This is a genomic window from Mycobacterium sp. NPDC003449, from assembly GCF_053588415.1.
Window position 1 is genome coordinate 34863 of sequence record NZ_JBSFPX010000009.1, and the last position, 16363, is coordinate 51225.

15 protein-coding genes and 2 pseudogenes are annotated in these 16363 nt (G+C 65.7%); 10 read left to right on the plus strand and 7 right to left on the minus strand.

Going from position 1 to position 16363, the window contains the following annotated elements; genetic code table 11:
* The first annotated feature begins 86 nt into the window (after nucleotides 1–86).
* Both ACWDTP_RS04760 and ACWDTP_RS04765 read left to right on the plus strand, forming a co-directional pair.
* A complete protein-coding gene (locus ACWDTP_RS04760) occupies nucleotides 87–1208 on the plus strand; it encodes an acyl-CoA dehydrogenase family protein (RefSeq protein WP_450017087.1) in 1122 nt (373 codons plus the stop codon).
* 31 nt (nucleotides 1209–1239) lie between these two features.
* Nucleotides 1240–2376, plus strand: a complete 1137-nt coding sequence (locus ACWDTP_RS04765; protein ID WP_450017089.1) for an acyl-CoA dehydrogenase family protein — start codon at nucleotides 1240–1242, stop codon at nucleotides 2374–2376.
* A gap of 311 nt (nucleotides 2377–2687) precedes the next feature.
* Here ACWDTP_RS04765 and ACWDTP_RS04770 read toward each other — a convergent pair whose 3' ends face one another.
* The gene (locus ACWDTP_RS04770) at nucleotides 2688–3596 is read right to left on the minus strand and encodes an SDR family NAD(P)-dependent oxidoreductase (protein ID WP_450017091.1); all 909 of its coding nucleotides are present in this window, start codon (nucleotides 3594–3596) and stop codon (nucleotides 2688–2690) included.
* 106 nt (nucleotides 3597–3702) lie between these two features.
* On the opposite strand from ACWDTP_RS04770, the pseudogene ACWDTP_RS04775 reads away from it, so the two are divergent.
* Nucleotides 3703–4280, plus strand: a pseudogene (locus ACWDTP_RS04775) (TetR/AcrR family transcriptional regulator).
* 122 nt (nucleotides 4281–4402) lie between these two features.
* Here ACWDTP_RS04775 and ACWDTP_RS04780 read toward each other — a convergent pair.
* Nucleotides 4403–5491: an acyl-CoA dehydrogenase family protein gene (locus ACWDTP_RS04780; protein WP_450017093.1), complete on the minus strand. Its 1089-nt coding sequence runs from the start codon at nucleotides 5489–5491 to the stop codon at nucleotides 4403–4405.
* Nucleotides 5488–6636: an acyl-CoA dehydrogenase family protein gene (locus ACWDTP_RS04785; RefSeq protein ID WP_450017095.1), complete on the minus strand. Its 1149-nt coding sequence runs from the start codon at nucleotides 6634–6636 to the stop codon at nucleotides 5488–5490. Before ACWDTP_RS04785 ends, ACWDTP_RS04780 begins: the two co-directional genes overlap by 4 nt.
* A 350-nt stretch (nucleotides 6637–6986) precedes the next feature.
* On the opposite strand from ACWDTP_RS04785, the gene ACWDTP_RS04790 reads away from it, so the two are divergent.
* The 4 genes from ACWDTP_RS04790 (at nucleotide 6987) to ACWDTP_RS04805 (ending at nucleotide 9861) form a co-directional block, all read left to right on the plus strand.
* Entirely contained in the window at nucleotides 6987–8195 is a 1209-nt protein-coding gene (locus ACWDTP_RS04790; protein WP_450017097.1) for a cytochrome P450, read from the plus strand.
* A 74-nt stretch (nucleotides 8196–8269) separates the two neighbouring features.
* The gene (locus ACWDTP_RS04795) at nucleotides 8270–8740 is read left to right on the plus strand and encodes a CAP domain-containing protein (protein WP_450017099.1); all 471 of its coding nucleotides are present in this window, start codon (nucleotides 8270–8272) and stop codon (nucleotides 8738–8740) included.
* A gap of 61 nt (nucleotides 8741–8801) precedes the next feature.
* Entirely contained in the window at nucleotides 8802–8912 is a 111-nt protein-coding gene (locus ACWDTP_RS04800; protein WP_450017101.1) for a hypothetical protein, read from the plus strand.
* A 13-nt stretch (nucleotides 8913–8925) separates the two neighbouring features.
* The gene (locus tag ACWDTP_RS04805) at nucleotides 8926–9861 is read left to right on the plus strand and encodes an alpha/beta hydrolase-fold protein (protein ID WP_450017159.1); all 936 of its coding nucleotides are present in this window, start codon (nucleotides 8926–8928) and stop codon (nucleotides 9859–9861) included.
* Between the two features lie 12 nt (nucleotides 9862–9873).
* Here ACWDTP_RS04805 and ACWDTP_RS04810 read toward each other — a convergent pair whose 3' ends face one another.
* The 3 genes from ACWDTP_RS04810 to ACWDTP_RS04820 form a co-directional block, all read right to left on the minus strand.
* Entirely contained in the window at nucleotides 9874–10509 is a 636-nt protein-coding gene (locus tag ACWDTP_RS04810) for a hypothetical protein (RefSeq protein ID WP_450017103.1), read from the minus strand.
* A 45-nt stretch (nucleotides 10510–10554) separates the two neighbouring features.
* Nucleotides 10555–11184, minus strand: coding sequence for an Mce protein (locus ACWDTP_RS04815; RefSeq protein WP_450017105.1), 630 nt, complete (start codon nucleotides 11182–11184; stop codon nucleotides 10555–10557).
* Nucleotides 11185–11356: 172 nt separating this feature from the next.
* The gene (locus ACWDTP_RS04820; RefSeq protein WP_450017107.1) at nucleotides 11357–11938 is read right to left on the minus strand and encodes a TetR/AcrR family transcriptional regulator; all 582 of its coding nucleotides are present in this window, start codon (nucleotides 11936–11938) and stop codon (nucleotides 11357–11359) included.
* A gap of 394 nt (nucleotides 11939–12332) precedes the next feature.
* Here ACWDTP_RS04820 and fabG point away from each other — a divergent pair, with 394 nt between their 5' ends.
* From fabG to ACWDTP_RS04835, 3 genes and pseudogenes are all read left to right on the plus strand, one after another.
* The gene (gene fabG, locus ACWDTP_RS04825; RefSeq protein ID WP_450017109.1) at nucleotides 12333–13073 is read left to right on the plus strand and encodes a 3-oxoacyl-ACP reductase FabG; all 741 of its coding nucleotides are present in this window, start codon (nucleotides 12333–12335) and stop codon (nucleotides 13071–13073) included.
* A gap of 37 nt (nucleotides 13074–13110) precedes the next feature.
* Nucleotides 13111–14322: an acetyl-CoA C-acetyltransferase gene (locus tag ACWDTP_RS04830; RefSeq protein WP_450017111.1), complete on the plus strand. Its 1212-nt coding sequence runs from the start codon at nucleotides 13111–13113 to the stop codon at nucleotides 14320–14322.
* 51 nt (nucleotides 14323–14373) lie between these two features.
* A pseudogene (locus ACWDTP_RS04835) lies at nucleotides 14374–15412 on the plus strand (IS3 family transposase).
* 83 nt (nucleotides 15413–15495) lie between these two features.
* Here ACWDTP_RS04835 and ACWDTP_RS04840 read toward each other — a convergent pair.
* Entirely contained in the window at nucleotides 15496–16362 is an 867-nt protein-coding gene (locus tag ACWDTP_RS04840; RefSeq protein ID WP_450017113.1) for a haloalkane dehalogenase, read from the minus strand.
* Between the last annotated feature and the right edge of the window lies 1 nt (nucleotide 16363).

Sequence of the window (16363 nt, forward strand, 5' to 3'; positions counted from 1 at the left end):
GAATGTGAGATTGACATCGGCACAGGCCCTACCATAGGTTAACTTTCGTTAACGTCATGACAGCGCTATCGACCGAGGAGACGAACGTGACTTCGCTCGACCGCGACGTGGCTGGCGAGCTGACCCGGTCCGTCCGAGCCGCATGCGTGGAATTCGTTGCGGAAGAACGCATCCGCGCATTCGCCCTCGGGCGAGAGAGCGGGTTCGGTCGGGAGCTCTGGCGAAGCCTGTGCCGGAACATCGGCGTCGCAGGCATCGGAATTCCCGAACACCTCGGCGGCGAGGGTTACGGCGCTGTGGCGCAGGGAGTCGTCGCACGGGAACTCGGCCGCATGTTGGCGCCCGTTCCCTTCGTCGCCTCAGCGGTCCTGGCATCGGGACTACTGGTCGACAGCGAGGCAGAGGACGCAATCGCCTCGCTGAACGATGGTGAGATCACTGCCGCAGCGATCATCACATCGGACGGTGGCTCATGGAATCGGTCGTCGGTTGGACTCTCAGCCGCACGACGCGGCGACGGCTGGATCGTCAACGGAAACGCCCGCCACGTCCTACACGGTGAGTCTGCGGACTGCTTTGTGGCCTTGGCGGACAACGCCGGTCAACTGGTGGTCGCCTTCATCGATGGCTCGGCGTCCGGAGTCAGCACCGCCACAGAGCGCGTACTCGACGGCACACGTCCCATGGCGACCGTCACCTTCACCGAAGCGCCGGCGCAACTGCTTCTGCAGAGCGAGCCGGCGACGAAGGCTGTCGAACGCAACGTGGCGCGGGCGATCGCCGTGCTGTCGGCGGAGCAGGTCGGAGCCTGCGAACGAGCTCTGGAGATCACCGCGGAGTACGCGCGCACCCGCGAGCAGTTCGGGCACCCCATCGGCGGCTATCAAGCAGTCAAGCACATGTGTGCCGACGTGCTGGTCGAGCTCGAGTGGGCGCGGTCGGCCTCCGACGCCGCGCTGCTCGCCGCCGACGAGGGCGACCTCGACGAGATGATCTGGCGCGCATCGCTGGCGAAGGCGGTCTGTTCGGAAGCACTGCGTCGAGCAGCACACGTCAGCGTGCAGGTCCATGGCGGGATCGGATTCTCGTGGGAGGGCCCGCCTCATCCCTACCTCCGTCGCGCGAGGACGGACGAAGTTCTGTTCGGCACCCCGTCATCGCACTGGACTCGTCTGGCGGAGCACGCTCTACCGCTCCACCAGGGGTGAGATCCAGCACCTCGATCACCTAGGACGCACCATGCCAATCGATCTCAACCGCGACGACGTCAGCGGCGTGCGGGCCGACATTCGCGCCTTCCTCGAGGCTGCGCCGAAGCCCGCAGGCCTGCGCAACTACGGTCCGACACCGACCGACGACGATATCGAGTCCGGACGCGCATGGCACCGATACCTGGACCAGCACGGGCTGGCGTGCCTGGACTGGCCCACGGGGTACGGCGGCGCGGCGGTGACCGCGGAGGTGCTCGGAATCTTCGCAGAGGAATGCGCCCGCGCCGGTGTCCCGCGCCAATTGGGCTTCACGGCAATTGAATTGGTCGGGCCAATCCTCATCGAGTTCGGAACCGGCGATCAGAAGGCGCGCTACCTGGGCCCGATCCGCAGAGGCGAGCACGTGTGGACGCAGCTGTTCTCCGAACCCGACGCGGGCTCCGACCTGGCGAACGTGAGAACACGGGCTGAGCGGGTTCAGGGCGCCTGGCGAATCAACGGCCAGAAGGTGTGGAGTTCAGCGGCGAAATCTTCGCAGTACGGTTTGCTCCTCGCCCGGACCGGCGAGGCCGGACACCGCGGCCTCACGATGTTCGTCGTCCCCATGGACGCCGCGGGCGTCTCCGTACAACCCATCCGGCAGATCGACGGAGAGAGCAAGTTCAACGAGGTGTTCCTGGACGACGTCGAACTCGATGACGCCGCGGTCATCGGCGCTCCGGGACAGGGCTGGGTCGTGGCGATGGCGACGCTCGGGCGCGAACGCCTCACCCTCGGTGCGCAGGCGGTGGCGATGTTCCGACTCCACAGCCGAATGGTCGATGAAGCACGCGCGCGCGGCCTGCTGGATCCCGTTCTCACCAGAGCCATGACGCGCCTGTGGTCGCGAATCTGGCTCCTGCGCTACACCTGGCAACGCGCGGTCGCCGAACGGAGCGATTCGGCGCTGGCCGCCCTCAAGCTCATGACGTCGGAGACGGCGCGCGATCTCGGTGACATGGCCACGGAGGTGCTCGGCGTCGACGCATGCGTCGACCCGGAGGACAACGAGTTGGTCCAGGCGATGCTCGTCGGCCGGGCTCAGACCATTCTGGGCGGCACGAGCGAGATCCAGCGGAACATCCTCGGCGAGCGCGTCCTCGGCCTGCCGAAGGGCCCCCGATAGCGGTACGGGCGACGGTCCACCGGTTGTGCGTCGCCGGGGACCGACGGCCCCTGTTCCCCGACTTCGAGGCCGTCGTCGATGCGGGTCGACCCGTGCTGCCGTGCGACTGTGTGCCGTGGGACGCGCGAGACACCGTCTGCGTTCCCTCCGCGCAACGGAGGACGATTCACCAGATCCGTTCTCGCCCGGTGAGTTCTCCCCGAGGGCGAGAATTGAGAGAGTTGCCGTCACCACGGCGTTCGACACCGACGGCGTAGGCTGATCCCGGCTTCGGCGACCCAACGGGCCGTAGCCGACGCGAATCGGAAGGACTACAGCCAGTATTCGACGCCGGTGAGTTCCTCCGACTTCTCCCACAGCCGCCGCTGCAGTTCCACGTCGTGAGACTGCGCGCTCGATGCGACCTTCTTCGGGTATCCGCGGACTTCGCCGAGTCCGCCCGGACCGTAGTAGTCGCCGCCGCACACGTTCGGGTCCGTGGCGGCGCGCAATGTCGGAAGCGCACCCATGGCCGCGCTCTGCATCATCGGCTTGCCGATCGCGTGCGCTGCAGCGATCAGCGGCGGCAGGCCGTCGTACAGATCGGTTTTGGAGCCGCCCGGATGAGCCGCCACCGCGATAGTGGTCTGGTGCGGCGCGAGGAGGCCCTGCAGATGGTAGGTGAAAAGCAGGTTCGCGAGTTTCGACTGACCGTAAGCCCCTAATCTGCTGTAGCTCCGCTCCCACTGGAGGTCGTCGAAGTGGATGGCGGCTCGGATCCGGTGCCCCGGACTGCTCAGCGTCACGATCCGCGAGCCCGGCACCGGCACCATCGATTCGACCAGCAGACCGGTCAATGCAAAGTGCCCCAGATGATTTGTTCCGAATTGCAGCTCGAAACCATCGGTCGTCGCGGCACGCGGCGGAAGGTACACACCCGCGTTGTTGACCAGCAGATCGATCCTCGGGTGATCGGCGCGCAGCCGCTCCGCGGCGGCGCGCACCGAGTCCAGCGACGCCAAGTCGAGTTGCTGCACGCTGATCTCCGCACCCGGCACTTCACGCTCGATCCGGCGAGATGCGTTCGCGCCCTTGTCTGGATTGCGCACTGCGAGAACAACGCGGGCGCCGGCGGCGGCCAGTGCACGCGCAGTCTCGTAACCCAAACCGGTGTTCGCGCCGGTGATCACGGCGACGCGACCGGCCTGACTCGGTATCGACTCCGTCGTCCACTTCGCCATGACACGCTCCTGTGATACTGATTTAAACGGGACGATCGCCCCGTTTAGATAGCATACGGAATACGCATCCCGCCTTGTCAAACCGCAGCCCAGAAGGACCGACCGCATGACCGCATCGCAACGGGCAAAGCGCGCGGACGCCATCCGCAACCGCGCGCGGCTCATGGAGGTCGCATACAGAGCCTTTGCCTCAGAGGGGCTTTCGGCGTCGATCAACGAGATCGCCCGTCAAACGGGTGTCGGTCCCGGCACCGTGTTCGCCACTTCGCCACGAAGGAGACCCTCTTCCGATCCGTCGTCGCCGAGCGCATGCACTGCATCGCCGTCGAGGGATACGCGTTGATCGAGGCGGTGGGTCCGGCCGAGGCGCTCTTCGTGTTCGTCAGGTCGCTGGCTCTGGAGTGGAGCGCCTGCGACCGCGCACTGGTCGAGGCGCTCGCCGGGACGCGGATGGAGGCGCGCGTGACGGAGGCCGACGAAGAGCTGGGCACGCTGCTCTCCCACCTGCTGATGGCGGCACAACGCTCCGGCAGCGCCAGGACCGGCGTCGACGTCGATGAACTCAGGGCCCTCGTCGTGGGCTGCCAGGCAGTGCAGCTCAGCGGCTCCGCCGCCGCCGCACAGATCACCGACACCGCACTGCGGGCGCTCCGGGTGCAGGCGGACGACCCGCTGGCGCACTGATGTTCGCGTGCCTCTGCACCGGTGTGACCGAGGACGAGGTGTCGCGCGCGGTGATCCCGGGCGCTCGCACTGGCCTGATGAGGAATCGTCGGCGGTTCGACGTCCCTCCGGCCCGACGGCGGTCAGGCCCGAGGGCCGGACGCCACCACCAGATCCCACGGTGAACCACACTCGAGCACAACGGATCCGAGCGCGCGAGCGCACGTCGTCGGACTTCCGAACTCACCCACCCAGCTCTGGGCACGCATCGTGTGCAACCAGAGGTGCTCCTCCATGGTCACGCCGAGCGCACCGTGAAGCTGGTGCGCGGCGGACGTGACCGCGTCGACGGTCTGGCCGAGGGTTGCCTTCGCCGCAAGAACCGCGAATCTCGTCTGTTCCGAACGGAAGCCGGAGGTCGCCGCCGCGGCAACGGCCAGCGCGACGACGGCCCTACTCCGCTCGACTTCGCCCGCGAGAGCGGCGATGGAGTGCTGTACCGACTGGAAGCGACTCAGACTGCGCCCGAACTGAACCCTCGTCTGAACGTATTCGATCGCGCGCTCCGCAGCGGCCTCCAGGGCACCCACGACCTGAATGCAACGCGCCCACGTTCCTCGCAGGTGCGCTTCCTCGCCGACGGGGCCGTCGACGCGGGCGAACACGGCGAGAGGAAGATCAAACTCGACGACATCTCGCGGCTCGCCCGCGATGTTCGTCCCCTCCGCGACGCGAAGATCCCGGGAACCGAGTGAGGCGACGTATGCGCCGTCGGCTGCCTCCGCCATCACGACGACCACGGGAGCCTGACTCGCCCACGGCGCACCGAGCGCCCTGCCGTGCACCTCGCCGTTGCTCACTTCCACCGACGCGAAGGCGACGGCCGTTGCCGAGCCCGCAACGGCCACGCCCGCCGCATCCGCTAGCCACCCGCTGATCAGATCGGACTCGGCGATGGGTACCGCACCGGCGTGACGCGCGAGTCCGTGCAGCACGACGGCCACCTCGATCGGCCCGACCCCCGGTTCGGTTCGGCTGCACAGACGGGTCAGCCCCGCATCCTCCAGACGCCGCCACAAGGCGTCGTCGAGCACCTCCGGCCGGCGTGTGGAACCGGCACGCGCGTCGAACGCGCTGCGTCCGAGAGTGTCGACGAGCGCACGTAGTTCAGCGTTCTCGTCGACTCCGTCAGGGCCGAGGAGCCCCTCCCCCAGTATCGTCGCGACGTTCATCTCAATCCCAATCCTCGAGCGACCATTCCCCGCAGTACCTCGTTCGTGCCGCCGCGCAGGGTGAACATCGGGCGATGAGTCCAGGCGGTGTCGAGGTGCTCCTGTAGCTCCGGCGGCCTGACCGCGTCCGCGAGTACAGCCTCGACGACGCCGACCGAGTCCTGTTCGAACCGAGTTCCCAGATCCTTCACCAGGGCGGCCTTCAATTCGGCCGATCGGCCCTCGGACAAGCCGCGTGCTACCGAGATCGACAGTTGTCGCAGGGATATCATTCGAGCGATCACCCCGCCCAGCGCCGTCGTCGCGCACGTGTCGGGGTCGAGACCTCCGATGCTGCTGACGGCTGAGAAGATCAGCGGTGCCGTTGTGAGAATGCGTTCGGGTCCGCTGCGCTCGTAGGACAATTCGGCGACGACCTGATGCCAGCCGTGTCCGATCTCGCCGAGAACGTCCGCATCGGGCACGAACACGTCATCGAGGCCGACCTCGTTGAAATGGTGCTCGCCCGACATCGTCACGATCGGTTCGACCGTCACACCCTTCGCCTCACGCGGCACCAGTAACTGGCTGAAGCCCGCGTGGCGATCCCCTTCGTCGAGGGGTGAGGTGCGGGCCAGCACGACGATGTAGTCGGCGACGTGAGCTCCGCTGGTCCACACCTTCGTCCCGCGCAGCGACCACCCGCCGTGCACGCGCGACGCCCTCGTCTTGGCGGCTGCCAGATCGGATCCCGCGCCGTCCTCGCTCAAGCCGATGGCGAAGTACAGTCTCCCGGCCGCGATGAGGGGCAGCAGCTCTCGTTGCTGACGGTCGGAGCCGTAGGCCAATATGCCCGGGGCGACCTGACGATCGGCCATCCAGTGCGCGGCGATAGGGGCGCCCGCCGCCAGCAGTTCCTCGGTGACGACGTATCGGTGCAGATGGCTCATCCCACGACCACCGAACTCGGTGGGGATGGTCAGGCCGAGGAGCCCCTCGGCTCCGAGCCGCGCACTGAAAGCCGGATCCCACCCGGAGAGCCACGAGTCGACCGCGGGTGTCCAACCGAACCGCATACGGTCGTTCTCGATGAAATCTCTTGCAGTTCTCCGTGTCTCGCGAAACTCGCCGTCGTTGAGACACAGCAAATCGAATGGGGAGCTCATCGATTCCCCCTCGCCGGCCCGGTGCCGTCACCGCGAGGGTTCGCGGGATCGTCGGTGGTTCGGTTCCCGGTCGGGGCCACGGCCTGCTTCGAACGCGTTGCGACGATCATGGCGTTCACGATAGCCGCCGGCCACCTGACCGCATACGGCGGACCCGCACACAGTGATGCGTAGTTTACTAGAGACGAATGGCGCCATGCCGTCCATAAAGCGTTATTTAGACGCCATTTGGTAGCTCACTAGACGATGGTGATGCCAAAGTGAACAATCGTTGACCTACCAGCGTGTTGTTGTTACCGTCACATCTCACGTGTTTCCGGGAACTACCGACAAAGTGGAGGCGGATGGCCATGACGGCGGTCGACTTAGGCGAATTGAACGAGCACTTCGACCACACGAGCGCAGCCCACTCCGCCGCCCTTCTCGATCGATGCCGCGCGATGCGCGAACGCTGCCCGGTCGCACACTCCGACCAGCACGACGGATTCTGGGTGGTGAGCCGGTACGACACGATCATCAAACTCCTGCGGCAGCCCGACCTGTTCGCCTCGGGCGATGGCGTGGTGATACCACCTCTTCCGATTCCCGTGCGGGCGATACCCACCGAGTCGGACGCGCCGTTGCACGCCGACTATCGCTCGGTCTTCCTTCCCTTTCTGACGCCCGGCGCGGTGCGGACGTACGAACCCGTGATCCGGCAGCAGACGACGGCGTTGATCGACTCGTTCATCGAGGACGGGCGAGCGGACTTCATGGCGCAGTTTGCCGAACGCCTACCGGCACAGGTGGTCGCCGGATTCTTCGGGTTGACGCCCGACGACGGAGAACGCTGCTATCGGTGGGTCACGACGTTCATGGACCCGCCGGGCGGCGATCAGGCCGCGGCGGCCGAGGCCGTCGTCAGCCTGGGGGCGTTCATCTCGGAGGCGTTGTCGATCGTCCGTGCCGCGCCCCGCGACGATCTGATCTCCGCGATCGTCACCCACGTCACCGACTCCGGAGAGCACTTCACCGACGAGGAGTGCGCCGGGATGCTGATCACCTCGATCGTCGGAGCAATGGAGACGACCGTCAGCGCGATCGCCTCCTCCGTGCTGCTGCTCGATCGTTTCCCCTCCGCCCGGAAGCAGCTAATCGACGATCCGTCTCTGGTCGGGCAGGCCGTCGAGGAAGTCCTCCGCATGGAGTCTCCCGTCCACGGCCCCGCCCGGACGGTGCGGGCGGATACCGTCGTCGACGGGGTCGAGCTACGCGAGGGTGATCGCGTACTACTGCTGTTCGGATCGGGGAACTACGACGACAGGAAGTTCGACGAGCCCGAGCAGTTCCTGCTGCACCGGAAGCACAATCCTCACCTCGCCTTCGGTCACGGAATCCACCGCTGCGTCGGAGCACCCCTGGCGATACTCGAGATCCGAGTGGCTCTGGAGGAGATCGTGCAGCGCATACCCGACTTCCGAGTGATCGGCCACGACGGCCCGACGGTGCACGCGGGCGGAACATGGGGATTGAGCGGCCTGACGATCGAGTTCACCCCCGGCGTTCGGCTCGGTCCGTGATCCGGCCGACGGGCGGGTGCCCACCCGGCCGTTCCCGAGGTTCGACTCTTCTCACCGCGTCGCCCTCAGCACCCGTGGCCGTCGTCGCGCTGGCGTTGGCGGCGATCGCCGCCGCCGCATTGGCCGCTCCCGCCGCGTCAGCCGATAACAGGAAGTACAACGTCAACGTCATCGAGGCGGTCGGGACGGTCCGAGTTCAAGCGGGTTGCACCGAGCATCTGCGCGTGAACCCGCAGCTGCGACTCGCTGCCCAGTGGCAGGCCGTCGACGTGCTGAACAACACCGACCTCAACGGAGACATCGGATCGGACGGCTCCACTCCCTCCGTTCGCGCAGCCAACGCCGGATACCGCGGTCGCGTGTCCGAGACCGTCGCCGTCAACCCGGCGCTGGCCATGAGCGGGATGGAGCTCATCAACCGCTGGTTCGGCGATCCCGAGGCCCTCGCCGTCATGCGGGACTGCTCCATGACCCAGATCGGAGTCTGGTCGGAGAACAGGTTGGACCGCACCGTGGTCGTCGCGGTGTACGGCGTACCGGCGTAAGTGCCTGCCGCAGAGAGCACATCGAAGCGTTCACGTTTCGCGAACAAGGATTGGAGCGGTGATGGACCCGACACCCGACTACGACGTCAGCGATGAGCTGGAGTACGGCATCAACTGGTTCGCCTGGATACTGCGCGGAGTCTATCCGCCTCCCGCGTACCCCCCGGTGTGAACCCGTGACCGCGATGTCACTCCGCAATCCGGCCTGCCGTGGGAACGGCGCCGACACCGGGTGCCCCCGCGTGGCGGTGCTCGCCCTGCGCCTCTGCCTGGTCTCGATTCTTCTGGCCTGCCTGTTCAGCACCGGACAGGCGCGAGCGACCGACGTCGAGTACCTCCTGGTTCCCTCGCGGGCGATGGGCAGGGACATCCCCGTCACGTTCCAGCAGGGCGGACCTCACGCAGTGTTCCTGCTCGACGCGTTCAACGCGGCACCCGACGTCAGCAACTGGGTGACAGCCGGTAACGCGCTGAAGACCCTTGGGAGTCGCGGGGTTTCGGTCGTCGCGCCCGCCGGCGGTGCATGGAGCATGTACACCGATTGGGAACTGGACGACACCAGGAAATGGGACACCTTCCTGACCACTGAACTCCCCGACTGGCTGGCGGCCAACCGCGGTCTGGCTCCCGGCGGCCACGCGATCGTCGGTGCGGCGCAGGGCGGTACCGCGGCACTGTCGCTCGCCGAGTTCCATCCCGATCTATTCCGGTACGCAGGTTCGATGTCCGGATTCTTGACCCCGTCCGCGACAGCCCTGAACGGCGCCATCACGGCTGGAATGGCGCGATTCGGCGGCGTCAACACCCAGGACATGTGGGGAGCGGCGCAACTGGGCCGTTGGAAGCCGCACGACCCGAATGTTCACATCCGGCTACTCATCGAGAACGCCACTCGCATATGGGTATTCAGCCCGAGCACATTGACCTGCACTGACCCGGCGGCGATGATCGGGTACTGCGATCAGGCGCAGGGGAGCAACAAGTCGTTCTACGCCAACTACCGCACCGCACTCGGCGACAACGGCCACTTCGACTTCCCCACGTTCGGCGAACACGACTGGAGCAGTTGGGGTCCGCAGCTGGCGGCGATGGCTGACGATGTGACCTCGACTATCCGCTGATCCTCTACACCGTCACACCGGGTCGAAGCCCGAGATCATCCAGTGGCCGTCGACCTTGTCGAGCGTCACCTTGACACTGGAGGCCGTTCCGGTCGGCGCGTCTTTTCCGATGGTGACCGTCTGGTCGACGAACAAGAGCGCCTCCGCGTGCTGCGGCGTAGCGGATATCGAGGAGATCGCCGGCACGGTGGCCACCGAGGAGACGTGCTTGTCCCTGGCACCGGGAATCACGACATCCCGGATCAGGGACGCGTAGGAGTTCTTGAACTCACCCGTCAGCATGTTCTCCGCAGAGGTGAGGTCCTGTTCGACACTCTCCGGCCGGTACGACAGAATCCGAACCGTCACATCGGTTGCCGCTTGCAGGGATTCGGATCGAGCGGCCTCGGAACTCCGATGAACATCGATCTGCCAGCGGCAGTAGCCGGCACCCAGCGCGAGGCCGAGACCCACTACGGGGAGGACACCGAATGCGGTCACCGCGGCCCAGGTCCGAGTCCGCCGTCGTGAGTCGGCGGAGATGGCAGCCGGTTCCGTTGCCTCGACGGCCGCGTCGTCCGTGGCCGGATCCGCTCCGTCGACGCTCACGTCGTTCGTCACCGGAGCCATCTCAAGCTCGCGGCTACTCGTGCTCTCCGTATCGTTCATGACCACTCCTGAATTCCTCGGTTTCTCCTGTCAACGGAAACAGCGCTAGCCGACGAAGAGAACTTTGGACACCTTCATTCCGGCGTCCGTCTGCTGCACCGAAATCTGCATGCGCCAACTGCGGGGATCCTGCTGGGGCGCAACCCTGGTCGCGGTCTTCACGGACACCGCCACGAGAACCTGTGCGCCTTCGTCCGACTCGGACTGCACACCTGCGGCGACGACGGTACCGACCGATTTCGATCCAGCCTGTCGCACGACTTCGGCGAAGGGTTTGGAGCGCGCGGTGAACTCGTCGCGGAAATCACTCGTCGAGGAGTCGACGATGCGCTGGATGTCCGAATCGACGCTCTGCCAGTCGATCGTCGTCAAGTTGAGTGCGGCCTGCCGCCCCACCGCAAGGTAGCCGTCGCGACGCTCCGTCACCGCGTGCTCACGGTGTAGGCCGTAACCGACCCAGCCCAACAGCCCGCCCAGAGCCAGGACGATGATCAGTCCCGCGCAAAGTCCGACGCGGGTGCGCGACCATCGCCGGTGGCGCGGCCTGATGTTGCCGGCTGGTGGATGGGCGCTTTCGCCAACCGACGACTCAGCGTCCTGCGCATTGACGGCGCCCTCGTCGGCGGTGTCTGTACGAGGTTCGCATTCCGCCGGGGACGTGGAATCGAGTGCCATGCCATTCCTCACCTCAACGTCGGCGACTCCCGTGCCGAGTTCACTTGGTGATCTCGATGTTAACAACCGTGAACTCAATTGTGAAGGCGAACGACGAACGGCGAAACCCTGCACGTCGGGACCGACACCCCGGATCCGGGAGTGCCGACCGCTCCGGAACGCGAGTGGGCGGCTAAGCGAACAGCGCCGCGCGGGCCATTGCCGTGATGTGCTCGCGCACCTCGCCCACGTCGTCGATGCTGTCCTCGAGCGCGATGTAACCGATGAACACGTGGGCCGCGTGGATCGCTCGGCGGAGGACGGCGGTCGGCACACCCGGCCGTAGTTCCGCGACTACGCGAAGCCAATCCGAAAGGTACGTCTCCTCCGCCTTGGCGACCTTGCGGAGGGCTGTGCGCGAGATGCTGTCGTACTCGTTGCGGTGGATGACGAATGCGTAGCGATCGGGTCCGAACGCGAAATCGAGTCGTACCTCGATCAAGGCGTCCAGCCACGCGCTCGCGTCACCCTCCGGATCGGCGACGCCCTGGGCCGTCTGGAGCAGTCGCTGCATGCCCTCGATGACGAGGGCATCGAGAACTGCCTGTTTGTTGGCGAAGTGGCGGTAGAGAGCCGGGCCCGTGATTCCGGCCGCCTCGCCGATCTCGTCCACACCCGTACCCGCGAATCCGCGGAGCGCGAACAACTCTCCGGCGATCCCCAGCAACTCCTGACGCCGGGTGATCGGTTGGCCCTGCACGACTGCGTCGGCCACACCCGTCTCCTGCCTGTCGATCCGGGCCCGCCGATCGGGCCCACGTACTCAGTGCGGCACCTCGTGCGCGCGCCACCGAGCGTGCGAGTAGCTCGGTGGTGAACAGAAGATCACTCTAGTACAGGGCCGCGTCGCAGCAGTTCAGGCACGCTCTCGGTGCCCGTTTCCGCTCCGCACGGGAACGTCGATGCGGTCCCGCCGAGCGGCCCCCGCCCGCGCGGGTCGGGTGCGGGCGAATTCCTCCACCGCCGTCGGCGGCGTCGATATGGTCGCCGCGTGAGCCGTGTGTTAACGTCAGTTCACAAGGGGATCGTGATGAAGTCAGTTGGGCTCGGACACGATTCCACGTCGAGGACCGCCGTCGGAAGACGGACTGGAGAACGGATGGCAACAGGTGTCTCTTCTCGCCGACAGGGTCGCCGTCGTCACCGGAGCGTCGCAGGGCCTCGGGCTCGCGATCGCCGAACGGTTCGTCGCACACGGCTGCCGGGTGGTGCTCGCAGACGTCGATCTCGACGGGGTGGTTGCTGCAGCCAATGCGCTCGGAGGTCGTGACACCGCGATCGCCGCTCGATGCGACGTCACCGTCGGCGCCGACTTCGAAGCACTCGTGGTGAACGCGACGACGCACTTCGGTCGGCTCGACGTTGTGGTGAACAACGCCGGGATCACCCGCGACGCGACCGTTCGCAAGATGACCGAGGATCAGTTCGACCAGGTGATAGCCGTACACCTGAAGGGCACGTGGAACGGAATACGTGCCGCGGCTCCGATCCTGCGTGAGCAGCGTCGCGGTTCGATCGTGAACATGTCCTCACTCTCGGGGAAGGTCGGTGGCCTGGGGCAGACCAACTACTCGGCGGCAAAAGCGGGCATCGTGGGCATGACCAAGGCAGCCGCCAAGGAACTGGCGCGACACAGGGTTCGGGTGAACGCTATCGCGCCCGGCCTGATAAGAACCGCGATGACCAAGGCGCTGCCGGAGGAGATCTGGGCCCAGAAGGTCGCGGACATCCCGCTCGGGCGCGCCGGCGAACCGCACGAGGTGGGCGACGTCGCGCTCTTCCTCGCGTCGGACTTGTCGTCCTACGTGACCGGTGCGGTAGTTGACGTCGGCGGCGGCAGGTTCATGTGAGCACTCGTCCTGAAACCAGAAGAAAGTGTGGGAGTCCATGCCCGATGCCGTGATCTGCGAACCCGTACGCACGCCGATCGGCGGCTACGGCGGCATGTTCAAGCCGCTGACCGCCGTCGAACTCGCGGTGGCGGCGCTCAAAGGATTGCTCGACCGCACCGCCCTTCCGGTTGACTCGGTGGACGATGTCGTCCTCGGACAGTGCTACCCGAACAGCGAGGCGCCGGCCATCGGACGATTGGTCGCACTCGATGCGGGTCTGCCCGTCACCGTTCCCGGCATGCAAGTCGACCGCCGCTGCGGTTCGGGGCTGCAGGCCGTGATTCAGGCGTGTATGCAAGTGCAAAGCGGCAACAACCGCTTGGTGATCGCCGGGGGTGTCGAGAGCATGAGCAACGTCGCCTTCTACTCGACCGACATGAGATGGGGCGGGGCTCGCGGCGGTGTGCGGCTTCACGACGGTCTCATCCGGTCGCGAACGACGTCAGGCGGAACGTTCTACCCGGTGCCGGGCGGCATGCTCGAAACCGCCGAGAACCTGCGCCGCGAGTATGCGATAACGCGGCTCGAACAGGACGAACTGGCATTGGAGTCGCATCGTCGGGCAGTCGCCGCACAGGAAGAGGGGGTGCTCAAGGATGAGATAATTCCCGTTCGGGTGCCCGCTCGTGACGGCGACTGGCTCATCGACACCGACGAACACCCAAGGGCCTCGACATCTATCGAGTCCCTGAGCGGGTTGAAGCCGGTGTGCCTGGATCAGGACCCGGAATCGACTGTCACCGCGGGAAATTCGAGCGGGATCAACGACGCGGCGTCCATGTGCGTGGTCACCACACCGGATCGGGCCGATGAGCTCGGTTTGACACCCCTGGTGCGGCTGGCCGGCTGGGCTGCGGCGGGGGTCCCCCCGAGGACGATGGGCATCGGACCCGTTCCGGCCACCGCGACAGTGTTGGGCAAGCTCGAACTCACGCTCGCTGACATCGACCTCATCGAACTCAACGAGGCTTTCGCGGCCCAGGCGCTCGCGGTGATGCGGGAATGGGCCTTCACCGATTCCGACCGGCAGCGCACCAACGTGCGTGGTTCAGGAATCTCGCTGGGGCATCCCGTCGGCGCGACAGGCGGACGCATGCTCGCGACGCTCGCCCGCGAGATGCGACGCCGAGGCTCGCGGTACGGACTCGAAACGATGTGCATCGGTGGCGGGCAGGGTCTTGCGGCCGTCTTCGAAGCCGTTGACTGAAACGCCCTGGAAATCCCGGAGGCTCCTGACCTTGGAAACGAGGATGCAGGTATGCCCACGGAACCGTCATCGGGAAAGAAGCCGACCAGTCGCAGGTACAGCCCCGAGGAGAAGGCCGCCGGGTGCGCATGGTCCGCGCGCTGCGCACCGAGTTGGGTACCGAGCAGGGCACGGTCTCACGGGTGGCCCGCCAGCTGGGCTACGGGGTGGAGTCGGTGCGGTCCTGGGTGCGCCAGGCCGATATCGATGACGGGCATGCTCCAGGGGTGACGACGTCGGAGTCCCAGAAAGTCAAAGAACTTGAGCAGGAGATGCGAGAACTTAAGCGCGCCAATGAAATACTGAAGCGGGCGGCCAGTTTCTTCGGGACGGACGCAAGCTGTGGAAAGCTGCCCGCAGGGCCGGTCACGACGTGGGCCGCGATCAGGTCGGGCGCCTGATGCGGGCCACCGGCATCTGCGGGGCGCGACGCGGCAAACAGGTCCGCACCACAAAGGCCGATCCAGGCGCGACCCGGCACCCCGATCTGGTCAAACGCAAGTTCACCGCGACCGCCCCCAACGAACTCTGGGTCACCGACCTGACTTACGTTCCGACCTGGGCCGGGGTGGCCTATGTCTGTTTCATCGTCGATGCCTACTCACGGATGATTGTCGGGTGGCGGGTCGCTTCGCACACGCGCACCGCTATGGTCCTCGACGCGATCGAGATGGCCCGTTGGTCACGAGGAAACATGTTGCCGGACTTGGTATGTCACTCCGATTCCGGGTCGCAGTTCACTTCCATCCGCTACGGTGAACGTCTCGCCGAGATCGGCGCAACCCCCACAATTGGGACCGTCGGGGACAGCTTCGATAACGCGTTGGCCGAAACGGTGAACGGCTACTACAAGGCCGAATTGATCTACGGGCCGGCCCGCACCGGGCCGCGGAAGACCGTCGAGGACGTCGAGCTGGCCACCCTGGGCTGGGTGTACTGGCACAACACCAGCCGCCTTCACGGCTATCTCAACGACGTTCCGCCGATCGAGTTCGAAGCCGCGTTCTACGATGCATCACGGAACGACCAAACCCTGGTCGAAATCCAATAGCCCGAGCCTCCGGGAAAACCAGGGCATTTCAGACTGACGGTGTTCCCGAACTCGAGAGCTAATCGCGTAGCTTCACGGCCTCGTCACATTCGGTCTAGTCTCCGATGCCAATGACGAATGCTTCGTCCGACATCGGCCGGCGAGTCGATCTGGACGAAATGCGCACCGCGTACGTGTGCCTCCGTCTGTTCCGGCCACTGCCTGCACTCATCAAGCAGACTCCCTGCAACGAAACCATCTGAGGCTGTGATGAGTAACTTGGGCACCGGGGATGCGCGAAGCCAGCTGGTGTACGAATTGATTGCATCGTAGACGTCGGCGGGCTCGCCATCGATGGGCGCTTGCTGGATCCAGCTTAGCATCGCTCGGCGATTCTCTCCGGGTTCGGTCCACGGCCTCAGGATCTCCGCCTTCGTAGCGCGGTCGAGGGGTACGCCGAATCCCCTGGAGGACAAGAAGAAATCGAACAACACATCGCCGTGAAGCACCGACTCCTCACCGTCAGCCGAGCGCAGGAATCGTACGAACTCCGGAAGACCAGGAGTTGCAGCGACATTGGATGTGTTGACGTGGGTCTCGAAATACACAATGCCTTTGACCTTCGTGCTGTGTCGCCGCGCCCAATCGAAGCCGAGAGCACCTCCCCAGTCGTGGCACACAACGACGACCCGATCGCTCACACCGACGGCCTCGAGGAAGGCGTCCAGATAACGGCGGTGAGTCGAAAAGCTATATCGGTGGGGGTCTTCGGCCGTGAGTCGTTCCGAGTCGCCCATCCCTATGAGGTCGGGAATGACTATCCTGCCGAGCGTCTCGATATGCGGTACCAATGCGTGCCAAAGGAAACCGTGCATCGGGTTTCCGTGAAGCAGAAGCAGCGGGTCGCCATCGCCGACGTCGGTATACGCCATTTGCGCACCGTGAACCTCGACAAACGCCTTGGTCAGCAAT

Excerpts from the sequence above, each read along its gene's own strand:
- ACWDTP_RS04765 (WP_450017089.1), top strand. The coding sequence starts at position 1,240 with ATGCCAATCGATCTCAACCGCGACGACGTCAGCGGCGTGCGGGCCGAC.
- ACWDTP_RS04770 (WP_450017091.1), bottom strand. The coding sequence starts at position 3,596 with ATGGCGAAGTGGACGACGGAGTCGATACCGAGTCAGGCCGGTCGCGTC.
- ACWDTP_RS04780 (WP_450017093.1), bottom strand. The coding sequence starts at position 5,491 with ATGAACGTCGCGACGATACTGGGGGAGGGGCTCCTCGGCCCTGACGGA.
- ACWDTP_RS04785 (WP_450017095.1), bottom strand. The coding sequence starts at position 6,636 with ATGAGCTCCCCATTCGATTTGCTGTGTCTCAACGACGGCGAGTTTCGC.
- ACWDTP_RS04790 (WP_450017097.1), top strand. The coding sequence starts at position 6,987 with ATGACGGCGGTCGACTTAGGCGAATTGAACGAGCACTTCGACCACACG.
- ACWDTP_RS04800 (WP_450017101.1), top strand. The coding sequence starts at position 8,802 with ATGGACCCGACACCCGACTACGACGTCAGCGATGAGCTGGAGTACGGC.
- ACWDTP_RS04805 (WP_450017159.1), top strand. The coding sequence starts at position 8,926 with ATGTCACTCCGCAATCCGGCCTGCCGTGGGAACGGCGCCGACACCGGG.
- ACWDTP_RS04810 (WP_450017103.1), bottom strand. The coding sequence starts at position 10,509 with ATGAACGATACGGAGAGCACGAGTAGCCGCGAGCTTGAGATGGCTCCG.
- ACWDTP_RS04815 (WP_450017105.1), bottom strand. The coding sequence starts at position 11,184 with ATGGCACTCGATTCCACGTCCCCGGCGGAATGCGAACCTCGTACAGAC.
- ACWDTP_RS04830 (WP_450017111.1), top strand. The coding sequence starts at position 13,111 with ATGCCCGATGCCGTGATCTGCGAACCCGTACGCACGCCGATCGGCGGC.